This window comes from Segatella sp. (assembly GCF_977051555.1).
Genome location: NZ_CDRSSE010000085.1, coordinates 1 through 24,350, shown reverse-complemented (window position 1 = coordinate 24,350; position 24,350 = coordinate 1). Strand labels below are relative to the sequence as shown.

Genomic DNA, 24,350 nt, shown 5'->3' with positions numbered 1-24,350 from the left:
TGGCCTTGCGCTCGGCAAAAACATCACCAACGTGCTCACTATTCAAGTACTTCACATCCTTGATAACCTGAAAGCCATCAAACAGTGAATTCAAGAAATTGATGAGCAAATCCTTATTAGGCTTTGTGCCAAAGATACGCTTAAAACCGAAATCGGTAAGCAAGCTGATATATCGTTCTTCTATCCGTTTCATATCCATCTCCTTTTAAAACGTTTAACTGAATTATGGTGCAAAAATAAGCTATTTTCTCGAAAATACCAAAAAAAACAGCAAGAATCCTTCAAGTTATCAGTAAATTACTCAGAAATAACCATATCAAATGCTAGTGCGTACATACTGCCTCCTTTACTGGTTCAAATAAGTCTTTATATCCAAAGAAGATGTTCCCATCTGCGGTTTTTGCGGAGATGACAATTCCTACGAAAGGATTGTTCTCAACTTCAATCACTTCGCCCTGTGTCCAGTCTTTGGCATGTGTCAAGTCTGGAGATATTAATACTTTGTCGCCTGTTCTCATAATCACAAAAATATAAATGTTGTACTTATTGCTGCAAAGAAAATGCAAACGAGCGCAAAGAAAGCTTGCTTTCAATTTGCCGAGTGCAGCTTGTCTTCTGCAAAGATACGACTTTTCCTCGTAACTTCCAAGGTTTTAGGGAAAAAATACTTGAAAAGGGGGAGGAGAACGAAAAAAAATAGGCGGCTCCCGGAATTGAGAGCCGCCTATAATGTATTATTAAAATAAATGTTTATTCTGCAACAGCAATGATAGCATACTCGTTAGTAATATCGTTGAAGAAGATGCGATATTTACCAGCAGTTGCAATCTTGATATCTCCACTGTTTCTATCGTTGAACAATTTACCTGTAGAAGTGAACTTCTGATCTTTTGTGTAGCCCCAGTTTCCACCTTTATCCCAACCATGATTACCACGAATCTTTAAACCACCTACAGGGAGAGTTGTTTCAATAAACCAGTTGTGAGGAGTAACCTGTTTCATGTCAATGTCATCACCGTCATTCCATTTACCACCAACTCCGATAAGACTAACATTTTCGAATGCTTTAGGATTCTGATTCTCAAGCTTAGTCCATTTGTAAGTCATGGTAGAGAAATCTACCTTAAAGGTATAGAATGCACCTGGTTCTGGGCAAACGATAGAACCGCTTCCACCAATCTTGCCTTCTACAGAATTATCATCATTTTTAGCTGTACCATAAGCATTGGTCCAAACGCCAAAGTCGCTACCCAACCAAATCTTCAGGTTTGCATCGTCGTTCCACTGAGTAGTATAACTCTGAACCATAGCAGACTCTGCATACATGAGACAGGTCTTGTTTTCAAGTTTGTCAGACCATCCCTGTAATTTACCTACAAGATAGTATTCAGGTGCAATCTGTTTGATGGTATAAGTGTAGTCCATCATGTTGATAGTCATCTGATAGATACCAGCTTTTGCAATCTTACCAGCGTTAGCCTTTTTACCCTCTGAAGTAGTAGTGAGAAGTGTACCGCTCATTGCGTCGTCACCATCTTTTTCTACACCAACAACACCCTTAGGATTGTTTTCTACTGCCCAAATATTACCTGCATCTACATTACCCTGAGGAATAATCTTCCAGTATTGGTCGTCCTTAGTTGTTGTAAACATAAGGGTGAATACAGGATCCGCATAAACGTCTGCATCAGAGTGAGCAAATTTCAATTTGGTATCCAACCCCCATTCGGTCAAGTCACCTACGAGATAGTAAGCTGCATCGATGAATGGAGCCTCAGGAACAGCCTTTACCTGGAATGTTTCTGATGTAGCCATCTTTGCGGCTGTAGAACCATTGCTTAGCCATGCGTCAAGAGTAGCATCGATATCGCGCTCTGTTGGGCGCTTGCCATACTTACCAGTGATGTAATTTACCAAGTCAGCTTTTGCCATGTTACCATCAGCATCAATGTCGAATGACTGACCATCTAAATTAATCTTGAAACTAGACTTGTAAGAATCTTTGGTAGAAGTAGGAGCAACAATGCTCGCTACTTTTACCTTATCTCCTGTAACATCTTTCAAGTTGATAACATCAACAGGAGTTACGCTACCGTCTCCAAATGCTACAGCTTCCTCCTCAGGATTGGTCTGTGGGTTAGCCCAGTCTGTGTAGTCTTCGGTACAAGATACCATAGACATCAACAGGGTCATTCCCAATAATATTTTCTTAATCATAATTGTCTATACTTTAAGTGATTTACAATTTAACGATGCTGAAAGCACCTGTGATGTCGTTGAATGAGATGACATACTTGCCTTCTGCCAAGCCAATGTTCTTGCCACCAGCGTCACATTTACCGAACATGTTGATATCGCCGTCAGCCTTGCCATAACCCCAGCTTGTATCCCAAGATCCTGCAATCTTGAACTTGAACTGTGCAGTCTCGCCAGCAGGAACATCCATTACGTAGTACCAAGCATGGTTCTCAACGCCCTCTGTATTGTAAGGAAGCATTGGAGTATCTGCCCAATCGTTGAATGAGCCAGCAATCTGAATAGTACCATAGGTCTTATTAACTTCATCCTCGTACTTCACCATTGTAGCAGTATTGTTTGCTGTGTTGATGGTAACGGTATAGTAACCAGCTTCTGGAGCTACGATGTGACCACCATCGCTACCAGTATCACCACGATAGACGATTGTACCAGCTTTTCCACCATCGGCATTCATACTGTAATCCCAGTTGAAGCTTGCAGGCAGAATCTTGAATCCAGCGTCGGCACACTCAGCCTTGTCGTTGTAAGTACCAGTAAGGAAGTAGTTGGTGTATTCAATCTCACCTGTACCAGTCTTCTTATCGTAAGAGAAGTTAGGCTTCAAGAACATAGGAAGATTATCTGTACCAGTAATCTTATCACCAGCCCACTTGCCACCGAACATGTTACCTACAAGGTACCACATTATAGGAGTAGCATCCTTCAACTCAACATAATAAGGTTTTACCTTAAGTTGTACAGAGTTAGATGCGATAGGATTCAGACGGTTTGTGCCCTCAAGGATGAAAGCATTAACACGTACATACGCATCCTGCTCTGCAGGAACATTGTCTTCTGTCAATTTCAGAATCTTTACCAATGCCTTGTCGATTTCTTCAGCAGAGGCAGAAGTTTTACATTCCAGTGTTGTGTGGCTGAGAGCTGCGTAATCGGCAACTTTCTCGCCACTTTCATCTGCTGCAGCTTCATCTGTAGAAACCGTGAAAGAGTTGGTTGGAGATACCTGTACCTCGTATGTTACATTGATTGGGGCATTGTCGGCAGTGTACTTAGGCTGTGACCATGAAAGGCTAAGTCCTGTAGATTGCTCCAAGTCAATAGTAGCATTTACATATTCTGGAGTATTTAACTTAAACTCCGTAGGCTGAATCAGCGTTGGGTTTGAGTCGTTGTCATCCGAACATGATGCGAATAAGCTGATGATGCCGACAAGCATAGCACCAATTATATATTTATTCTTCATATTGCGTTTTCTTTTATAATTCTATTATACTTTAGTTTTGAACCTCGTTATATCCGTCAATCTGAGTCAGGTTCGGGTTAGAAAGAAGCTCTGAAGATGGGAGAGGATATACATTAAACTTCTTGTCGAAGGTTGTACCCTTCTCGTTACCACCCTTATATTCCCAATTGTATGTAGCCTGAGCACCACCAAACTGGTTGTAACGGATCAGGTCAGTACGACGGAAACCTTCGCAGTATAACTCACGGGCACGCTCATCAAGCACGTCTTCAAGAGAATATGATGAACGTACTTCTGCATGGGCACGTTTGCGAAGATCATCAATCCAACCCTTAGCCTTAGCAGAACCTGCACCATTAAGATGCATTTCAGCTTCTGCTGCATTGAGGTAAGCCTCTGCTACACGGAAAAGGAAGAAGTCTGTATCTACTTTTTCCGTATCATGTGTAGTTCCATGGTTGGAGTAAACGTTATTCCATTTTACAATGGTGAGTCCCTGTTTGAAGGCGTCATTCTTACCCAAGCCTAATTTATGGTCTACACCCCAGATCATGGCACGGTCATCAATACCCATAGCGCGAATCTGTTCAGCAGTCTTACCCTCGAAATCCGAAGGGTTGTTGACAAATTTGGTTAAGAAAGAAGGACGAACACGCATACCTGACCAGTTGGTAGCAGATGTACCTAATGTTTCACCTGTAACAGTTCTTGAATTGGCGTCTATACTTGCAGCAACGAAGAAGAGTGAACCTCCGTAGCCCTGGGTCTTGTCGCCATCCTGCATTAATGGCAGAAGAGCCTCGCAGCTTGCACCATTCGAACCATTGTCGCCCATGAAGAGCAAGTCGTATGGTTTGTAGCCGTTGGCCTTAGCCTCAGCAGACATCTTGCTGTCATCGAAGAGCTTATAGTCTGAATTAATTACTTTCTCTGCGTATTCAAGCGCCTTGTCCCAATGAGGATTGTTCTGACCATCATTGTTGAGGTATGTACCGGCATTGAGGTACAGACGGCTTAAGAGCAACCAGCATGTTCCCTTGTCTACGCGACCATAGTCAGCATCAGTATCTTTCTCAGGCTTAGCATCCAGTAAGTCTGGCTCAGCTGCGAGCAATTCGTCTTTTACCCAGTTGAACAAGAACTCACGACCCATCTGAAGAAGCTCTGCACGAGTGTAATTCTTACTTGCATCATACTTTTCATTGTAAGTGTGAGCCTGACGTGGAGTCTCTGCCGAAATCTTATCTGTGAATGAAGGGTCGCCCCAGAAGTCAAGCATCAATAAATAGTGGTAAGCACGGATGACACGTACTTCTGCATACTTGGTCTTATCTTCTTTTGCAGCCTCGAGTCCTAAGAAATGATTCTCGTATGAGATATTAGACATCATACGATAGTACAAATACTTCAGAGTTTCATTATCTGCTTTGAACTGGTTGTAGCTGATCTCGGTGAGACCACCATCTGACCACCAACAGATTGATTCGTCAGTAGGTAACTCGTTGAAGTTGTATATGTTACGTATCAAAGTGGATTTGCCGGCGTCTTGAATGTTGAAATCGGCATTACCATCATTACCTTCCATAATAAGTCCAGCATAGCACTTGCTATACAAGCCTGTTATGTTTGGATTTGCGTCACCATTTGGATCAATGTTTCCTTTGTCCAAATCATCCATACAAGAGCACAAACTTGCTGAAAACAAAAGAGCTGCAGCAGGGACGATTGTTTTGAATTTATTGAGTTTCATATTGAAATCTATTTTAAATTGTTAGAAGTTGAGGTTCAAACCGAGCAGGAATGTGCGGCAGCGTGGATATACGTTGTCGTCCTTGCCTGATGTCTGTTCTGGCTCGAGACCTTTGTACTTTGTGATGGTAAACACGTTAGAGCATGAGGCGTAGATACGACCTGAGATTCCCTTGTAGTTACCCATCTTAAATACATTATCAAAATTGTAGCCCAAAGTGATATTGTCACACTTCAAGAAACTTGCATTCTGTACAAAGTAATCGGTACGAGGATAGTTGTAGGAAGTCCAACCTAAGGCAGCTATTTCCTTTGTACAATTCTCATAATATCCCTTTGGATTACAGAGAACAGAAGTGTTCGCCTTGCTTTCTGCGTATCCGTTGTAGAGATAGTTTCCAAAACTTGCACGGAAGTTACTTCCAAGATCCCAGTTCTTGTATGAAACCTTGAAGCTGAAACCGCCTGTCCAAGGAGCTACGATATTCTTGTAGAAGTATCTATCGTTCTCGTCAATAGAACCATCACCATTACGGTCTACGTAGCAACCCATGATAGGGCGTCCGGTCTCATCGTATACCTGCTGGTAAACCAAGAAAGAGTTGGCTGGCTTTCCTACCTTATGATAGGTGATTGGCTGAGCTTGACCTACCGTCATTCCTGCTTCAATCATATCGCGGCCGCCTGCAAGCTCTGTAATCTCGTTCTTGTTGTAGGCTGCGTTCACGCTCAATTCTACAAACCAGTCCTTGGTCTGGATAGGACGACCTGTTACAGCAACTTCAAAACCCTTATTCTCCAGGGTACCTGCATTCTTCAAAAGTTTATTGTCGAAGTTCTGACCTGCTGGGATGGTTGTTTCACTCAGAAGGTCAGTAGTCTTGCGGTAATATGCATCAAAGTTGAGGACCAATCTCTGGTCGAACATACCGTAATCGAGACCGACGTTCCAAGTTGTGGTTGTCTCCCAAGTCAGGTCATCATTGTATGCCAATGGACGATAGAGCAGACCTGTGTTGTCGCCGCCACCGATAGGATAGAGGTGGTGATTACTTGTACTCTTCTTATATGTTGCGGTATAATACTCTTTACCAGTATCCTGCTGACCAGTCTTACCCCAACCCAAACGAAGTTTCAAGTCGCTGATTGCGTTAACATCTTTCAAGAAACTTTCTTCTTTAACACGCCATGCGAAGGCTGCAGCAGGGAAGAATCCCCAACGGTGTCCGTCTGCAAATCGGCTAGAACCATCATAACGTGCGGTAAATGTAAGAAGGTAACGATCCAACAAAGAATAGTTGGCACGACCATACCAGCTCACGAGATAGGTCTGACCTCTCCATCTGCTGGTATCGTAAGCCTTTTCTGTACCAGCAAGAGCTTCACCCTTGTCATTCTTTCCTTCGTAGGTAGATGGATACATGGTTCTGCTCCATTGGTCTCCCCAATATTTCATGTGGCTATACTCGTAACCAGCTGTGATATCGAAGTGGTTAGCCTTGTTGAAGTCCTTGGTATATTGAGCATAGGCTGTTGCAACAACGTTATACTTCTTTTCTGTATTTTCACTTTCTCCACCATAGTAGTATGCGTAGGTAGACTGTGGATTCTTGTGATCATACTCACCACCGGTGGTATATTCACCTGCTAAGTTGACATGCAGATGAAGGTCTTCGAAACCGTGAATCTTATAGTCTGCCTCAATGTTACCCAAGAGAACGTGTGCACTCTTGTTAAAGCCGTAGTTCTCTACCTTTTCAACAGGGTTGGCTGGAGCATCTGAATTACGGTCGTATGGGAAGGTTGGGTCGTATGATTTACTCTCTTGTGCCCACTGCCAATAGCCACCCCAGTTCTTGAATTTCTCGTCACTGCTCTTAACAGGACGGGTAGGGTCCATTGTGATAGCTGCACCAACGGCATCCTGTCCACCAGGAACTGTCTTTGAGTAAGAATACTTACCATTGACATTCAGGTTGAGGTGCTTGTTGAGCAGAGAAGGACTGAGATTGAAACCAGCTGTAACACGCTTGTAGTCAGAACCCTTCAAGATACCTTCCTGGCCTGTGTAACCAACGCTGACACGATAAGGCATTGACCATGATTTGTTGTTGATGCCACCTGACAAGCTGACATTATGCTCATGGCTGACAGCTGCGCGGTAAATCTCATCCTGCCAGTCGGTATCGTATGTGCCGGCAGCATAGTTAGGAGTACCGTCTGCATTGTATTCCTTCCAGCCTAAGCCTTGGTATGCAGAAGAATCTTCGCCATAATAATTCTTGATGAAGTCTGTATACTCTGAAGCGTTCATCACATCCAACTTCTTACCGATAGTACTTACAGAGACAGTACCATTGTAAGAAACCTGTGGTTTCTGACCGCTGCGACCCTTCTTGGTGGTAATGATGATAACACCATTAGAACCACGGGAACCATAGATGGCTGTAGCCGAAGCATCCTTCAATACGGTGAAACTCTCGATATCGTTAGGATTGACAAGAGAAAGAGGGTTGTTGACACCCTTTGTATCATTGTTATCCATAGGCATACCATCGATAACAATCAATGGGTTGTTGCTCGCAGTAAGAGAAGCACCACCACGAATACGGATCTGTGCGCCTTCACCAGGAGCACCCGTTGCTGAGTTAACGTTTACACCGGCAATCTTACCCTGGATCATATCCTGTGCAGATGTAATGATACCATGGTTCTTCTCATCTGGTTTGAGTGCAGTAACAGAACCGGTCAAGTCGTTCTTCTTAGCCACACCATAACCGATGACAACGATTTCGTTCAAAGACTTAGAGTCATCTTCCAAGGTAATGTTCATGTTACTAGATGCCTTCACAGTCTGTGGTGTCATACCCAGATAGGTGAATGTAATCTTGGCACCTGGCGCTGCGTCTACTGAGAAGTTACCATCCATGTCGGTAATGCCCACTGCCTTACCGTTCACTGTAATGGTAGCACCCATGATAGGTTCACCAGAAGCATCCTTCACATGTCCCTTAACTGCATTTGTCTGCGCAAAGGAACTTACCGTCAGAAGCAGACCGCTTGCTAGGGTCAACGCTCTGAGAGGCAATTTAATTTTTACCTGCTTCATCATTTGCTTGATTTTTAAGTTAATGTATAATATTTAAATTATTTATTCATTCTTCTTGGCTTAAGTTGTCGTCGTTCCTACTCGGAATTGCCGTTCTGGCTCTTGCCGGGGTCTTTCTGGCATCCTTCTTATATTATATAAGGTAGGAATGGGGCTTATCGCCCACAAACTTGTCGTTTCTGTGTGCAAAATTAAGTTCTTTTCTCTTATGTTGTACTATTTTTATGTTAATTCCGTTATTTATTTTGCGCAAACGTTTGCACAGAATTTACTTGATTTATGTCAATGATTTCGGACCAATATTGAGGATATTTCGTAATTTTGCAGCACAACTAATAGCAATGGGCGATAAAGAAACAATAACAATGAAAGATATTGCTCGCAACCTGGGCGTAAGTGTTGCCACGGTGAGCCGAGCGTTGAAGGACAGTTCTCGTATCAGTACTGCCCAGAAGGAGCGTATTCAGAAATACGCGCGTGAAAATAACTTCTTTCCTAACTTCCTGGGTGAGGCTTTAAGACATAATAAGGTGAGACCGATGAAGGTGATTGGAGTTATCGTGCCTCAGGTGGTACACTATTACTTCATGTCGGTGCTTTCGGGTATCGAGGAAGAGGCGAGAGCCAGAGGTTATCGTGTGATGGTGGCGCAGAGTAACGAACGTTACGATAAGGAAGTTGCCATCTGTGATGACTTCTATCAGAACAAGGTTTGTGGCATCATCGTTTCGCAGGCGAAGGATACCAAGCAGTATGATCATTTCGAAAAACTGCTGCAGAATGGGGTGCCGCTTATCTTCTATGATAGAATATGTACGGGCGTAAACTGTTCGCGAGTGGTGGTAGATGATTATATGGGTGCCTTTACCGCCGTTACCCACATGATTGATACGGGCTGCAAGAAGATTGCCTTCTACGGTTCGCCGATGAATCTGGAAATCTCCAAGAACCGATATAACGGTTATCATGATGCACTGGTAAAACATGGATTGACGGAGAACCCTGACTGGGTGAAGATCTGCGATGACCGTGCCAATGCCGAGGCAATAACGCCGGATATCCTGAGAGAGGAAGATCATCCGGATGCTTTCTTTGCTATCAATGATGATACGGCCATCGGCATTCTCTATACCGCCAAGCGCATGGGATTCAAGGTGCCTGAAGAAATCAGCGTCTGCGGTTTTACCAATGGTGACCGTGCCAAGGCGAGCGACCCGATGCTTACCACGGTTGAGCAGCGAGGTGTAGCCGTAGGCGAGGAAGCCGCCAATATCCTGATAGGACAGGTGGAAGGCTCCATTCCTAGAGATGAGGTGGAGAAGCGAGTGGTGAGAACACGACTCGTGGTGAGAGGAACGACAAGATAAAATAAAAACATAACAATATGAAACAAAAACCTGATTTAAGTTTCTGGAAGCTCTGGAACTTGAGCTTCGGATTTTTCGGGGTACAGATTGCCTACGCCCTACAGAGCGCCAACATCTCCCGAATCTTTGCAACGTTGGGTGCTGACCCACACAACTTGAGTTATTTCTGGATTCTCCCTCCTCTGATGGGAATCCTGGTACAGCCTATCGTGGGCACGTTGAGCGATAAGACGTGGTGCCGCTTCGGCCGCCGCATCCCTTATCTCTTTGTGGGTGCAACGATTGCCGTCCTGGTAATGTGTCTGCTGCCTAATGCCGGTTCGCTCGGACTGACCGTAAGCGGCGCGATGCTCTTCGGACTGATAGCGCTGATGTTCCTCGATACGAGCATCAACATGGCGATGCAGCCTTTCAAGATGTTGGTAGGCGATATGGTAAATGAAAAACAGAAGGCGAAGGCTTACTCTATCCAGAGTTTCCTCTGCAATGCCGGTTCTGTAGCCGGATACATCTTCCCATTCCTCTTTACCTTCCTGGGCATCAAGAATTATGCCGAGAAGGGAGTGGTTCCAGATTCTGTTATCTGGTCGTTCTATATCGGTGCGGCTATCCTGATTCTCTGTGTCATCTACACCACGATGAAGGTGAAGGAGTGGAATCCACAGCAGTATGCGGACTATAATGAAGCGAAGAGTGAAGAGGGGAGAGTGAAGAATTCTAATGCTGAGGCTTCTGAAGACAAGGCCGGTTGGATTACTTTGCTCCGCAAGGCACCATCTACCTTCTGGAAGGTGGGACTGGTTCAGTTCTTCTGCTGGGCTGGTTTCCTTTATCTCTGGAATTATTCTACGGGAGCCATCGCTGAAACCGTATGGAATACTACCGACCCTGCTTCTGAAGCATTCCAGGAGGCAGGCAACTGGGTGGGCATTCTCTTTGCCGTACAGGCGGTAGGTAGTGTTATCTGGGCCGTGGTTCTCCCTCAGTTTAAGAATACGAAGGTGGCATACGCTGTCAGTCTGATTGTCGGTGGTGTGGGCTTTGCCCTGATACCATTCCTGCACGACCAGTATCTGCAGTTTATTCCGTTCCTGATGATTGGTGCCGGTTGGGCTGCCATGTTGGCTATGCCTTTCACCTTTGTTACCAATGCTTTACAGGGATATGGTCACATGGGTGCTTACCTCGGTCTGTTTAACGGAACCATCTGTATTCCTCAGATTGTGGCAGCCATCTGCGGTGGAACAGTTCTGAGTCTGGTGGGTTCTCATCAGAGTGATATGATGATTGTGGCAGGTATTCTGTTGATTGCAGGTGCGCTGTCTGTGAGCATCATCAAGGATAAGAAGTAAGTGTAAGTGATTGAGTAGCGGTTAGTTTACCATAGCCACAGGGTAAGAAAAATGCAAACGTTTGCATGGCTTGTAATGAAAAATAATGCAAACTTTTGAAACGAGTTACGTACTTTTTTCTTACCTTTGTGGCATCAAATATAAATTATAACATTTTCAAGAGCCTATATGAGTCTTATGACAGTACAATTTAATATTGAGTATAAGGTGATGTTCGGCGAACAGATCGTCGTAAACATTCAGACTGGAGAGGGAGTTCAGAAACTTCCCCTCCAGACAATTGATGGGGAAAAATGGGCATGCGAATGGACTGTTGAAGCGCCTGAAAAATCGTATACCTATTATTATAGTGTAGAACGTGACGGAAAGGCAGTCAAGACCGAATGGCTTATGATCAAGCATCAGCTCGATGTAAATGCCAAGAAGGCAGCAGTTTATACCCTTTACGACCACTGGAAGGTTATGCCGGAGGATGCTTACCTCTACAGCAGCGCCTTTACCGATTGCATCAATCATCAGGCTCCACAGGAGCTGAAGTCGGAATCGGGCAGCAAGATTGTGCGCCTGATAGTCCGTGCTCCTCAGCTTCGCGATGGTGAGCGCTTGGGTGTATTGGGTGCTGATAAAGCATTGGGTGCCTGGGATGTAAAGAAGATTCTGCCGATGACACAGCATACCTATAATGAATGGGTTGCTGATATTGATGCGGCTCATCTCGAGGGCAGTCATCTGGAGTTTAAGTTCGTTGCTTTCAGAAATGCGAAGAACGATCTTCTCTGGGAAACCAGCATGAACAGAACCGTAGACTTGCCGGAGATGAAGGCAGGCGAGTTGGTATCTTACGAACTCGACCAGGCTTTCTTCGCTCTGTATAATCAGAAACTTGCCGGAACCCTGGTTCCTGTGTTCTCATTGCGTACCCGCAAGGGTGCCGGTATCGGTGACTTCGGCGATCTGAAGACCATGATTGATTTCGTGGCATCTACCGGTCAGAAGGTGCTCCAGCTCCTTCCTGTCAATGATACCACCATCACTCATACATGGACCGACAGTTATCCATACAGCTGCATCAGCGTCTTCGCCATTCATCCGCAGTATGCCGACCTCAACGCTCTTCCAGAGTTGAAGGATGCCAAGGCACGTGCTGAGGCTGAGAAGACACGTGCTGAGTTGAATGCACTGGATAAGATAGATTACGAAAAGGTAAATGATTTCAAGATAAATTACTTGCGCCAAATCTTCAATCAGGAAGGTGAAAAGATGATGAAGACGGCCGAATACAAGGCTTTCTTCCAGGATACCGAACAGTGGTTGGTTCCTTACGCACAGTATTCATACCTGCGTGATAAGAATGGTACGGCTGATTTCAACCAGTGGCCAGACCATCAGGTATGGGATGAGGCTGAGCGCAAGGTGCTTACCGACCCTAAGACTGCGGCTTACAAGAACGTGGCTTTCTTCTATTTCGTACAGTTCGTACTGGACCGTCAGATGCAGGAAGCTCACGAGCATGCCAAGGCTAAGGGTGTTATATTGAAGGGTGATATTCCAATCGGCGTAAACCGCAACAGTTGCGATGTCTGGATGGAGCCTAAATACTTCAACCTCAACGGTCAGGCAGGTGCTCCACCAGATGACTTCTCTGCGAACGGTCAGAACTGGGGATTCCCTACCTATAACTGGTTTGAAATGCTGAAGGACGGTTGCCAGTGGTGGAACCGCCGTTTCCAGAATATGGCTAGATATTTTGATGCCTACCGCATCGACCACGTATTGGGCTTCTTCCGTATCTGGGAGATTCCGGTAAGCAGCGTGCATGGTCTGTTAGGACAGTTTGCTCCTGCGCTCGCCATGACCCGTGATGAAATAGAGAGCTATGGTCTGCACTTCCAGGAAGACCGATTCACCCGTCCGTTCATTACCGACTGGGTATTAGACCGCATGTTCCATGAGCGTGCCGGCGAGGTGAAGGAGAAGTATCTCAATCGTCTGGACGAGGAACGTTATCAGATGAAGCCTGAGGTAGATACCCAGCGCAAGGTAGAAGCTCTCTTTGCTGATGTAACAGAAGAGAAGGAACTCTGGCTGCGTGATGGTCTGTATGCCCTCATCAGCGACGTTCTCTTCGTTCGCGATCATACCAACCCGGGTGTCTTCCATCCACGTATCTCAGCCCAGCTCGACTTTATCTACGAGTCGCTCTATGATAATGATAAGGCTGCGTTCAACCGCCTGTACAACGACTACTTCTATCGCCGCAATAACCAGTTCTGGTATCAGGAAGCGATGAAGAAGTTGCCTAAGCTGGTTCAGGCTACCCGCATGCTGGTTTGTGCCGAAGACCTTGGTATGGTGCCAGACTGTGTGCCTTGGGTGATGGACGAATTGAAGATTTTGAGTCTGGAGCTCCAGAGCATGCCAAAGGATCCATCGGTTAAGTTCGGTCATCTGAGCCGTAACCCATACCGTTCGGTATGTACCATTTCGAGCCACGATATGCCTACTCTGCGCATGTGGTGGGATGAGAACATCCAGCGTACCCAGGAGTATTACAATACGATGCTCTACCGTCAGGGACCGGCACCTCATCCGCTCCCAGGCTGGTTGGCTAGCGACATCATCAGCCGCCATCTCACCTCTCCATCCATGCTCTGCATATTGAGCATCCAGGACTGGTTGGCTACCGATGAGACACTCCGTCTGCCAGATGCCGATGCCGAGCGTATCAATATCCCGGCTAATCCTAAGCATTACTGGCGTTACCGCATGCACCTCAACATAGAGGATCTGGCAGCAGACAAGCGCTTCATGAAGAATATCACAGAGATGATTTCACAGTCAGGAAGAGTCTAACTAACATGATTATAAATATAGTGCAAACGTTTGCACACTCATTTGCAGAAAAATACCCTCCCAAAACGTGGAGGGTATTTTTGTTTTTTGTATCTTTGCACTGTCTTAAGAATAAACAGATAATGATTGACTGAACTTTCGCATATGGGGAAGTTAAGGGAAGTTAGAGAAGTTAGAGGGAAGTTAAGGGACAAATGTCCTACGTTTTACGACAAAAGACTATTGTCTCTTAACTTCCCGAACGACCGTAGGGAGTGATAACTTCTTTAACTTCAATTAATTCCCTCACTTGCGAAACTTGAATGATTGAGATAAACTAACGAAGATTTTAAAAAACAAGAATAAACAATAACTGAACAGTATGAAGAAACTGAATGTTTTAGTGATGGGACTCTTGCTTCCTATGTTGGCAGCAGCCCAGACTGTAAAGTCGCCTAACGGCAACGTCTCGGTAACATTCTCTTTGACCGAAAAGGGACAGCCTACCTATGAGATGAGCTATAAGGGAAAGACTGTATGTAAGCCATCTCATCTCGGATTGGAGCTGGCGAAGGATAAGCATGCCTCTAAGGGTATGGAGGAAACAAATCTGATGGATGGTTTTACAGAGACTGGCAGCAAGACATCGACTTTCGATGAAACCTGGAAACCAGTATGGGGCGAGACATCCACTATCCGCAATAACTATAATGAGTTGGAGGTAAACCTGAACCAGGCTGCTTCTAAACGTAACATCACCATCCGTTTCCGTGTTTATGATTACGGTATGGGTTTGCGCTATGAGTTCCCTCAGCAGGAAAGTCTGAATTATTTCGTCATCCAGGAGGAGCATACCCAGTTTGCCATGGCAGGCGATCATACTGCTTACTGGATTCCTGGCGATTACGACACCCAGGAGTATGACTACAACATTACTCCGTTGACAGGTATCCGCCCAATTATTGCGAAAAACCGTGAAGCTTACAAGAGCAATTCATCTACCACCGTCTTCTCTGATACCGGTGTCCAGACCTCTCTCCAGATGAAGACCAAGGACGGACTCTATATCAACATCCACGAGGCTGCTTGTCTGGATTATCCAACCATGCACCTCAATCTGGATGAGAAGACATTGACCTTCGAGTCTTGGCTTACTCCTGATGCCGTGGGCAGAAAGGGATTCATCCAGACTCCATTCAATACTCCTTGGCGTACCGTTATGGTAAGCGACGATGCCCGTGATATGCTTTCATGCAAGTTGACATTGAACCTCAACGAGCCTTGCAAGATTGAGGATACTTCATGGATTCATCCTACCAAGTACTGCGGTGTATGGTGGAACATGATTGTGGGCACCAAGACCTGGAGCTACACCAACGACCTGCCATCTGTGCGTCTTGGCGTAACCGACTACAGTAAGTGCAAGCCTAACGGAACTCATGGTGCAACCAACGAGGAAGTGAAGCGCTACATCGACTTTGCGGCAAAGAACGGTTTGCAGGAGGTGCTGGTAGAAGGCTGGAACGAAGGTTGGGAAGATTGGTTCGGTCATCAGAAGCTCGATGTCTTCGACTTCGTAACTCCATATCCTGATTTCGATATCAAGATGCTCAACGACTACGCTCACTCTAAGGGTGTGAAGCTGATGATGCATCACGAAACATCTTCTGCAGCTCTCAACTACGAGCGCCATCTGGAGGAGGCCTTCAACCTGATGAACAAATATGGCTATGATGCCGTGAAGACCGGTTATGTAGGCGATATCATCCCAAGAGGCGAGTATCACTACAGCCAGTTGATGAACAATCACTACCAGCGTGTCATCGAGACAGCTGCCAAGCATCATATCATGGTAAATGCCCACGAGGCAACCCGTCCTACAGGTATCTGTCGCACCTGGCCTAACCTGGTAGGTAACGAGAGTGCACGTGGTACTGAGTATGAAGCATTCGGTGGCAGCAAGACTTATCACACCGTAATGTTGCCATTCACCCGTCTGCAGGGTGGTCCGATGGATTATACTCCAGGTATCTTCGAGACCAAGCTTTCAGAGTGGAGCAACAATCCAAGTTATGTTCATACTACCCTCTGCGGTCAGCTTTCGCTCTATCTTGTGATGTACAGTCCTTTGCAGATGGCAGCCGACTTACCAGAGCATTATGAGAAGTATGATGATGCCTTCCAGTTTATCCGCGACGTAGCTTGCGACTGGGATGATTCCAAGTATCTGGAGGCAGAGCCAGCCAAGTATATCACCGTAGCCCGTAAGGCAAAGGGAACCGACAACTGGTTTGTAGGTGGTAAAACTGATGCAGCCCGCACAGCCGTAGTGAAGCTCGACTTCCTGGATAAGGGTAAGAAGTATACTTGCGCTATCTATCAGGACGGCAAGACTGCCGACTACGAGAAGAACCCTAAATCTTATCAGATCATCCACAAGACTGTGAAGAAGGGTGATGTTTTGAAGATTAATGAAGCACGTGGTGGTGGTTTCGCTATCTCGTTGCTCGCTAAATAAGCCTATAATTTCCGTATTTCCGTCCAACTGTCCAGTTGGTCGGAAATACGCTAAAAATGAGCGTAGATAATCTGTCACGGTTTTCTTCGCTCAGTTCGCTTTAATATCCTGTATAACAATAACTTAACAATATGAGTATCCAAAAACTAATAATTGCAGCATTGACAGCAACCGTTTTACCAACTTCATTGAATGCCCAGCAGACATTCAATGAGATGATGTATTCCAAGGAGAAAACCATGTTTATTCTCAATGCTCCAACAGCCAAAAAGTCTTCTGTAACCCTCCGACTTTATAAGAACGGACAGGGTGAAAAAGCTTATAAGACGCTGAAGATGAAGAAGTTGGGTGATGAGCGTTGGGAGGCAACCGTAAAGGGCGACCTCAAGGGAAAGTTCTATACCTTTGATATTGGCAAGGGTGAAACACCGGGCACATTTGCCAAAGCGGTAGGTGTGAACGGAAATCGTGGTGCTATCGTAGATTTGTACGATACCGATCCAACTGGATGGGATAAGGACGTGCGTCCTGCCCTGAAATCACCAGCCGATCTCGTTGTCTACGAGCTCCACGTGCGTGATTTCTCCATTTCTCCTACATCCGGCTTGAAATATAAGGGCAAGTATCTCGCCCTCACCGAGCCAAAGGCCATCGAATATCTCAAGAATCTCGGCATCAACGCCATCCACTTCCAGCCTGTATTCGATTTCGCTTCTATAGATGAGACCCGACTCGACAAACCACAGTTCAACTGGGGTTATGACCCGAAGAACTATAATGTGCCGGAAGGCAGTTACGCTACCGATCCTTATTCTCCAGCTACCCGCATCAAGGAGTTCAAGGAGATGGTAATGGCGCTGCACAAGGCAGGCATCCGTGTTATCTTCGATGCCGTATATAACCATACTTTTGATATCAACGGCAGCAATTTCCAGCGTACCTATCCAGATTATTATTACCGCAAGACCAAGGACGGAAAGTATTCTGACGGTTCAGGCTGTGGTAACGAGACTGCTTCAGAGAAGCCTCTCATGCGCCAGTTTATGCTGGAGAGCGTGAAGTATTGGATAGACGAATATCATATCGACGGTTTCCGTTTCGACCTGATGGGCGTTCATGATATCGAAACCATGCAGGCTATCCGTGAGATGGTGAACCGCATCGATCCTAGCATCTATATTTATGGTGAGGGATGGAGTGCAGGCAATTGTGCTTATCCTACCGAGAAACTGGCGGTGAAGGCGAATATCCAGCAGCTCAAGGGTATCGGTGCTTTCAGCGATGATATGCGCGATGCGCTCCGTGGTCCTTTCTCAGATGACCATCAGGGTGCGCTCCTGGCTGGTCTTACAGGTCAGGAGGAGAGTCTGAAGTTCGGTATCGTGGGTGGCATCGCCCATCCGCAGGTGGATATGTCGAAGGTGAACTATGACAAGAAGCCTTGGACCAACAATCCTACCGAGCAGATCAGTTATGTAAGCTGCCATGATGATATGTGTCTGGTTGACCGTCTGAAGGCAAGCATCGCATCTCTGACCGACAAGAATATCCCGGAAGCGATACGTACTGCAGAATTGCTCCGCATCGATAAGCTTGCGCAGACCTGCGTCTTCACCTCTCAGGGTGTTCCTTTCATCCTTGCCGGCGAGGAGATGCTGCGCGACAAGAAGGGAGTACACAACAGTTATAACTCTCCAGACAGCATCAACCAGTTTACCTGGACTAATCTGCAGAAGTATCCACAGGCGTTTGCCTATTATAAGAGTCTCATCCAGCTCCGCAAGAATCATCCAGCCTTCCGTCTTTCAACAGGCGATAAGGTACGTCAGCATCTGGAGTTCCTGCCTGCTCAAGAGGCTTGTCTCGTAGGTTTCCAGCTCAAGAGCCTGGAGGGTATTGATGCCTGGAAGAACATCATCGTGATCTATAACTTCAATAAGGAGGCAAAGAAGATGCAGATTCCTGAGGGTAGCTATACTGTGGCTTGCTGCAACGGAGTCATCAACGAAGAAGGCTTAGGCTTTGTTTCGGGAAAGGAAGTTGAGGTTGTCCCTCAGTCAGCCCTGATACTTTATCAGAAATAGTTTATATATATAATAAGGTGTAAATATGAAAAAGATAATAGCTTCATTATTGCTTATGAGTAGCGCAATAAACATGAGTGCAGCGGTCAACGTGAACCGCATTGAACCTACCGACTGGTATGTGGGCATGAAAGATGCTTCACTTCAGCTGATGGTGTATGGCAAGGATATCAAGAATGCCGATGTAACGGTAGATTATCCGGGCGTGAAGGTAGATAGCATCGCCCGCCTTGATTCTCCTAATTATCTCCTGGTTTATCTCAACCTCGATGGAGCAAAGGCTGGTGAGATGACCCTCAACTTCAAGCAGGGCAAACAGTCGAAGAAGGTGAAGTATGTGTTGAAAAACCGTGAGATGGCTGGCGACAAGCGCATTGGTTTCTCTAATGAAGACGTGCTCTATATGCTGATGCCAGACCGTTTTGCCAACGGCAATCTGAAGAATGATGACTTTAAGGCGATGCGCGATAAGACCTGCAACCGTGCGGAGCCTAGTCTGCGACATGGTGGCGACCTGGAGGGAATCCGCCAGCACTTGGATTATTTCAACCAGTTGGGTGTAACCGCTCTGTGGTTTACCCCGGTTTTGGAGAACGACAGTCCAAGTAACGGCAAGAATAGCAGTTATCATGGTTATGCTACCACCAATTATTATCGTGTAGACCCACGTTTCGGAACCAATGCCGATTATAAGCAGCTGATAGATGAGGCTCACAAGAAAGGTTTGAAGATTGTGATGGATATGATTTTTAACCATTGCGGCTTCGAACATCCTTGGGTTGCCGATATGCCTTCAAAGGACTGGTTCAATACCCCTGAATGGCTGGCTCCTGAAAATCAGACTGCCGAGCATCAGAAGAACATCGGTACGGTGGATGGCGCTGCTAAGGTGAACGATAAGTATCTGCAGACCAGTTATAAACTGACTCCGGTACTTGACCCATACGCCAGCAAGGTTGATCTCACAGAAACCGTAGATGGCTGGTTCGTTCCAACCATGCCTGACCTCAACCAGCGCAACCCACATGTTATCAAGTATCTGATTCAGAACAGTGAGTGGTGGATAGAGAGTGCAGGTATCGACGGCATCCGCATGGATACCTATCCTTATGCCGACCGCGATGCAATGGCACACTGGATGAAGGTGCTGGGCGAGGAGTATCCTCACTTCAATACCGTAGGCGAGACTTGGGTAACCGAACCTGCCTATACTGCAGCATGGCAGAAGGACAGCAAACTTTCTGAGAAGAACAGCTATCTGCCAACCGTTATGGATTTTGCTTTCTTCGACCGCATCAACAGTGCAAAGAAAGAAGAGACCGATGACTGGTGGAATGGTATGAACCGTCTCTACAACGTATTCTGCTATGATTATCTCTATCCTAATCCAAAGAGCGTAATGGCATTCATCGAGAATCATGATACCGACCGTTTCCTGGGTGAGGGCAAGGATACTTTGGCTCTGAAGCAGGCGCTGTCATTGCTTCTTACCATCAACCGTACTCCTCAGCTCTATTATGGTACTGAGGTGCTGATGAATGGTACCAAGAGTGTGACCGATGGCAATGTTCGCAAGGACTTCCCTGGCGGTTGGGCTGATGACAAGCACAATGCCTTTACAGCAGAGGGTAGAACACAGGCAGAGAACCAGATGTTCAACTGGCTCAGCAACCTGTTGCACTGGCGTCAGGGTAATGAAGTGATTACCAAGGGCAAGCAGACCCAGTTCTGTCCTCAGAAGGGTGTTTACGTGATTGCCCGCCAGTATAAGGGAAAGAGCGTAATGACAGTTATCAACGGCAAGAACGAGGCAAACGAACTGAATGTTTCCCGTTATGCAGAGATCATCGGTTCTCACGACAAGGCTACGGATGTTACAAATGGCCGTACCGTTCTTATCAACAAGAACGTGAAGCTTCGTCCTCGCCAGAGCATGATTCTTGAGTTCTAAAACGCAAGTATATTCCTATATGAACGTTCCTAGAGTTGTAAATTTACACTTCTAGGAACGTTTTTTTCTTGATAAAAATTCTTTCGTTTCGTTTTTTCTTCGTACTTTTGCAAGCAGAAGTATAAAAACTTAATAAATATGGATGAAGAATTAGGCAAATGGCTGTTGGATATATCTAAGTATATAATTACAGCATATATATTAGCTGAGATGTTTGGCAAAGACAATGATTCAATTTGGGCTGTGGTTGGAGCCGTAGTCTTAGCGGCAGCCTCTTTTGTTGGTGGATTATATCTTATCAAAAAGGATAAAAATAAAAAAAAATAAGAAAGGGAAATAATATGGATACAGGTTTATTGATAATGTATATTTTCGTGGCAATTATTATTGTTGGTTCTCTTGTCTATTCTAGACTTGAAGATAAGAAAGGAAAATAAGTATGGATGCAGGATTGTTTATTATGTATGGCTTTTTGTTGCTTTTGGCAGCAGGAATATTTATTTATGCCAAAATAGATGATCGCAAAGAACAGAAAAGGCAATAATATGGATACTGGATTGTTAAGTATGTATGTCGCTCTTATGCTTTTAGGCTTAGGAATGATAGTATTTTCCAAAATTGAAGATAATAAGAAAGGGAAGCAACAAGAGCAATAGATAAATGATTAGATACATTCTTTCTATAATAAGCACTATCCTCATTACCTTGGGCGTCAATGCACAAGGCAGCACCCCTAGTCGCTATAATGTAAGCTATCTCAATATGGCTGCAGGTATGCCGAATAACTTTGCCGATGACATCTTTCAGGATTCTTACGGCTTCGTGTGGATCAGTACGCATGGTGATGGACTGGTACGCTACGATGGCTTCAACTTTATGAACTTCGGTTTGGGTTCTACAGGAATCAGTCTGCGAAGCAACAGTTGCCGTAATGTCTGCGAAGATCCGTTCAAGCGTCTTTGGGTGGCTTTCGAAGAAGGTCCACAGGTGCTCGACCTCAATACCATGCAACCTGTTGTTCCACCTTGTGAGAACAGCCAGGTAGAAGCACAACTCAACAAAGTATTCAAGAACCTTTGCACCCGAATGTATTGTGATACAAAGGGCAATATATGGATGCTGTCTATCAACCAGCTCACCCGTTTCGGTTTTAATGAAAAGGGCGAGGTGAACAGCGTCTTGTACACATCCTATCCTTATAATGCTCCCGATCTCGGAATCTGTGATGTCTATCGCAGAGGAACGGTTGTATTATGCAACAATGGAGTGGTGAGCGAGTTCTCTGTGAAGAACAATCAGCTCGTAGCAAAGAACATCTCATCCCTGTTCCCTCCGCTCGAAGGTCGGTATGGGGGGGGGCGCTTATTTATTATCATGGTAAGATATGGCTGGCTACCAATCGCGGTCTGGTAAACAGTGGCAAGCAGGAATTCCATTGCTCTGCTACCGACCATTCGCTTCAGCATGAAGTTGTGACGAGCCTTGCCGTTGCTCCAGATGACAAACTTCTGGTAGGAACGCTCTGTGGCGTGGATATCTTCAATGATAAGACCGGAGAGATAGAACATTGGAATACGGCTACGGCTGTGAACCCGCTGAACAGCAACTTTATCAACAGTCTTTTCTCAAAGAACGGACAGGTATGGGTAGGCTCAGAAACAGGTGGTGTTATCAAACTGGCTCCACGTCAGCTGGATTTGGAATTCTACCGTCACGACCCTGCCAATCCTGGCAGCATCTCTCCCAACGCCGTCAATTCCATGTATGCGGCAGCCGACGGAACCCTGTGGGTAGGAACAGTAGAGGGAGGTCTCAATGCCTTGAATCCAGGCAGCATGAACTTTGTTCATTATACGGTGGCAAATTCCGGTTTGCCGCATAATACCGTCTCGGTTCTTGCAGCCGATAACCGCAATCAACTCTGGATTGGTACCTGGGGAAGGGGCTTCGCTGTGATGAATCTCAGTCAGCCGGGCAAAATCATTCCTCTGATGGTCGATGCAAAGCATCAGCATTTACTCAACTTTGCCGGTGCCTTGGCTTACGATCCTATCAACGATGGTATGTGGCTCGGAACCAATGACGGTCTCTTCTTCTATGATATGAAGCGCCGCCAACTCATCGAACCTTTTAAGGGATGCCTGAATGTGCGTGGCTGCATCGGTTCTCTGATAACCCGAAAGGGCAAACTCCTGATGGGTTGTGTGCAGGGAATGGTAGAGGTTGACCTCAAGTCGCGTCCTCATGGCAAGGGAGATTTTGCTGTGACGTATCATCAGTATAAACTCGACAATCCGAAGAGTGGAGTCTTCGATAAGATATTGTCTTTCTGCCAGGCTAAGGATGGAAAGATATGGATAGGCAGCAACGGCTACGGTCTGTACTGCTATACCAGCGATGAAAACGGAAAAATGCAGGTGAAGTCGTATACCACCAATAACGGACTTGCCAATAACATCGTAAAAGGTATCGTAGAAGATAATCAGGGTATGCTGTGGATAGCTACCGATAACGGACTCTCTATCTTTAATCCAAAGACAGAGGCATTCTGCAGTTTCTCCCGTGAAGACGGTCTGATCAGTTCGCAGTTCTATTTCAATGGAGCTATCCGCAATGCCAAGGGCGAGATATTCCTTGGCACCGATGTGGGTATGATGGCAGTGAAGGGCATAAACCGTTCTGTTCATCAGACCGGAAAGTTGTGCTTTACCGAACTTCTGGTAGATAACCAGCCTGTCTTTGCCGGCAGCGATTATCTGGAAGAAGACATCTCTATCGCCAGAAAGTTACGCATCCACGAGAGTGATAAGTCGTTCACCCTCTTTTTCTCAGCGCTCAATTATGGCAGCGAGACACAGGGCGTGTACCTTTATCGCATGAAGGGATACGAGAATGAGTGGGTTCAGCTCAAGGCAGGTCAGCATAGTGTGCGTTATTCCACTCTGCCGGCTGGAGACTATGAGTTTGAGGTGAAATATATCCCATCTATCAATTCCGATAAGGAGCAGATTATCTCAGTAGAAGTTCAGATTACTCCTTATTTCTGGAAGAGCTGGTGGTTTGTCACCCTTATTATAATAGGTATCATCGCCTTGCTCCAATATGCTTATGTGCGCCGTCTCAACAAGATGCGCGAAGAGGAAGTTGAGGCTCTGTACCGTCCTCTCGAGGCAGCGATGAAGGAAAGTGATGAACCTGAAAAGCTGCAGAGTCGCATCCAGATGATTCTGCAGAACCAGAAGCGCTATCAGGACAGTCAGAAGAAGAGCATTGAGGCTGACAGGAAGATGGTAGAGGAGAATATGCGTCCATTCATGGAAGAAGTGATGGATGTGATGGAGAAGAACTACGATAATTCTGAGTTTGGTGTACAGGAACTGGCAGATGCCTTGGGTATATCCCGCAGTGTGCTGAGCAAGAATCTCTCCAAGGAGACCGGCTTGCCTACTGCCCAGTTTATCCGCAACTACCGTCTCGATATCTCGCGCAAGATGATGGCAGATAAAACTTCCAACCGAAATATCACGGAGATAGCCTACCGTGTAGGCTTCAACGATCCGAAATATTTCACTCGTTGCTTCACCAAGCAGTTTGGCATTTCGCCAACTGCATATAAGGACCAGTTGGATTCTCAGGGTTCAGATATGGCATAGTTCTCCTAGGATTTTCTTGAGAAATGATGTTCCTGGATGTGATAATTTGTTAAGTAAACAAAATAAAACCGAGGGGTTGCTTGATATAGGTCAAGTAACCCCTTGTTTTGGTATGCTCGGCATGAGCTTATTCTAATGGGTGCAAGTCCCTAACAAGCCCTAATAGCGGGAATTGTATAGCCAATAGCAAGGGTGTCCACTGCGAGGTGGAATCTGAAAGAAGCTGGCGGCAA

General features: G+C 45.7%; 15 protein-coding genes. 9 read left to right on the top strand and 6 right to left on the bottom strand.

Going from position 1 to position 24,350, the window contains the following annotated elements; genetic code table 11:
• The 6 genes from ACWJAO_RS13200 to ACWJAO_RS13175 all read right to left on the bottom strand — a co-directional run.
• Nucleotides 1–193: PD-(D/E)XK nuclease family transposase (locus ACWJAO_RS13200; protein WP_449140588.1), on the bottom strand; the 193-nt coding region annotated here is incomplete at its 3' end.
• Nucleotides 194–323: 130 nt separating this feature from the next.
• Nucleotides 324–518, bottom strand: a complete 195-nt coding sequence (locus tag ACWJAO_RS13195; RefSeq protein WP_117588153.1) for a transcriptional regulator — start codon at nt 516–518, stop codon at nt 324–326.
• A 232-nt stretch (nt 519–750) separates the two neighbouring features.
• Entirely contained in the window at nt 751–2,217 is a 1,467-nt protein-coding gene (locus ACWJAO_RS13190; protein WP_449140587.1) for an Outer membrane protein SusF domain-containing protein, read from the bottom strand.
• A 22-nt stretch (nt 2,218–2,239) separates the two neighbouring features.
• On the bottom strand, nt 2,240–3,502 hold the full coding sequence (locus ACWJAO_RS13185) for a SusE domain-containing protein (RefSeq protein ID WP_449140586.1): 1,263 nt from the start codon (nt 3,500–3,502) through the stop codon (nt 2,240–2,242).
• Between the two features lie 31 nt (nt 3,503–3,533).
• On the bottom strand, nt 3,534–5,252 hold the full coding sequence (locus ACWJAO_RS13180) for a RagB/SusD family nutrient uptake outer membrane protein (protein WP_449140585.1): 1,719 nt from the start codon (nt 5,250–5,252) through the stop codon (nt 3,534–3,536).
• A 21-nt stretch (nt 5,253–5,273) separates the two neighbouring features.
• On the bottom strand, nt 5,274–8,363 hold the full coding sequence (locus ACWJAO_RS13175) for a SusC/RagA family TonB-linked outer membrane protein (protein ID WP_449140584.1): 3,090 nt from the start codon (nt 8,361–8,363) through the stop codon (nt 5,274–5,276).
• A gap of 338 nt (nt 8,364–8,701) precedes the next feature.
• On the opposite strand from ACWJAO_RS13175, the gene ACWJAO_RS13170 reads away from it, so the two are divergent.
• From ACWJAO_RS13170 to ACWJAO_RS13130, 9 genes are all read left to right on the top strand, one after another.
• On the top strand, nt 8,702–9,727 hold the full coding sequence (locus ACWJAO_RS13170) for a LacI family DNA-binding transcriptional regulator (RefSeq protein WP_449140583.1): 1,026 nt from the start codon (nt 8,702–8,704) through the stop codon (nt 9,725–9,727).
• Nucleotides 9,728–9,744: 17 nt separating this feature from the next.
• Entirely contained in the window at nt 9,745–11,079 is a 1,335-nt protein-coding gene (locus ACWJAO_RS13165; protein WP_449140582.1) for an MFS transporter, read from the top strand.
• Nucleotides 11,080–11,256: 177 nt separating this feature from the next.
• Entirely contained in the window at nt 11,257–13,932 is a 2,676-nt protein-coding gene (locus ACWJAO_RS13160) for a 4-alpha-glucanotransferase (protein WP_449140581.1), read from the top strand.
• Between the two features lie 361 nt (nt 13,933–14,293).
• Entirely contained in the window at nt 14,294–16,429 is a 2,136-nt protein-coding gene (locus ACWJAO_RS13155; protein WP_449140580.1) for a glycoside hydrolase family 97 protein, read from the top strand.
• Nucleotides 16,430–16,560: 131 nt separating this feature from the next.
• Complete coding sequence (pulA, locus tag ACWJAO_RS13150) at nt 16,561–18,513, top strand: type I pullulanase (protein WP_449140579.1); 1,953 nt, start codon at nt 16,561–16,563, stop codon at nt 18,511–18,513.
• 25 nt (nt 18,514–18,538) lie between these two features.
• Nucleotides 18,539–20,464, top strand: coding sequence for a glycoside hydrolase family 13 protein (locus ACWJAO_RS13145; protein ID WP_449140578.1), 1,926 nt, complete (start codon nt 18,539–18,541; stop codon nt 20,462–20,464).
• A 138-nt stretch (nt 20,465–20,602) separates the two neighbouring features.
• Nucleotides 20,603–20,791, top strand: coding sequence for a DUF6722 family protein (locus ACWJAO_RS13140; RefSeq protein ID WP_449140577.1), 189 nt, complete (start codon nt 20,603–20,605; stop codon nt 20,789–20,791).
• Between the two features lie 333 nt (nt 20,792–21,124).
• Nucleotides 21,125–21,877, top strand: a complete 753-nt coding sequence (locus ACWJAO_RS13135; protein ID WP_449140576.1) for a two-component regulator propeller domain-containing protein — start codon at nt 21,125–21,127, stop codon at nt 21,875–21,877.
• A gap of 347 nt (nt 21,878–22,224) precedes the next feature.
• Nucleotides 22,225–24,117: a helix-turn-helix domain-containing protein gene (locus ACWJAO_RS13130; RefSeq protein WP_449140589.1), complete on the top strand. Its 1,893-nt coding sequence runs from the start codon at nt 22,225–22,227 to the stop codon at nt 24,115–24,117.
• Nucleotides 24,118–24,350: the final 233 nt, after the last annotated feature.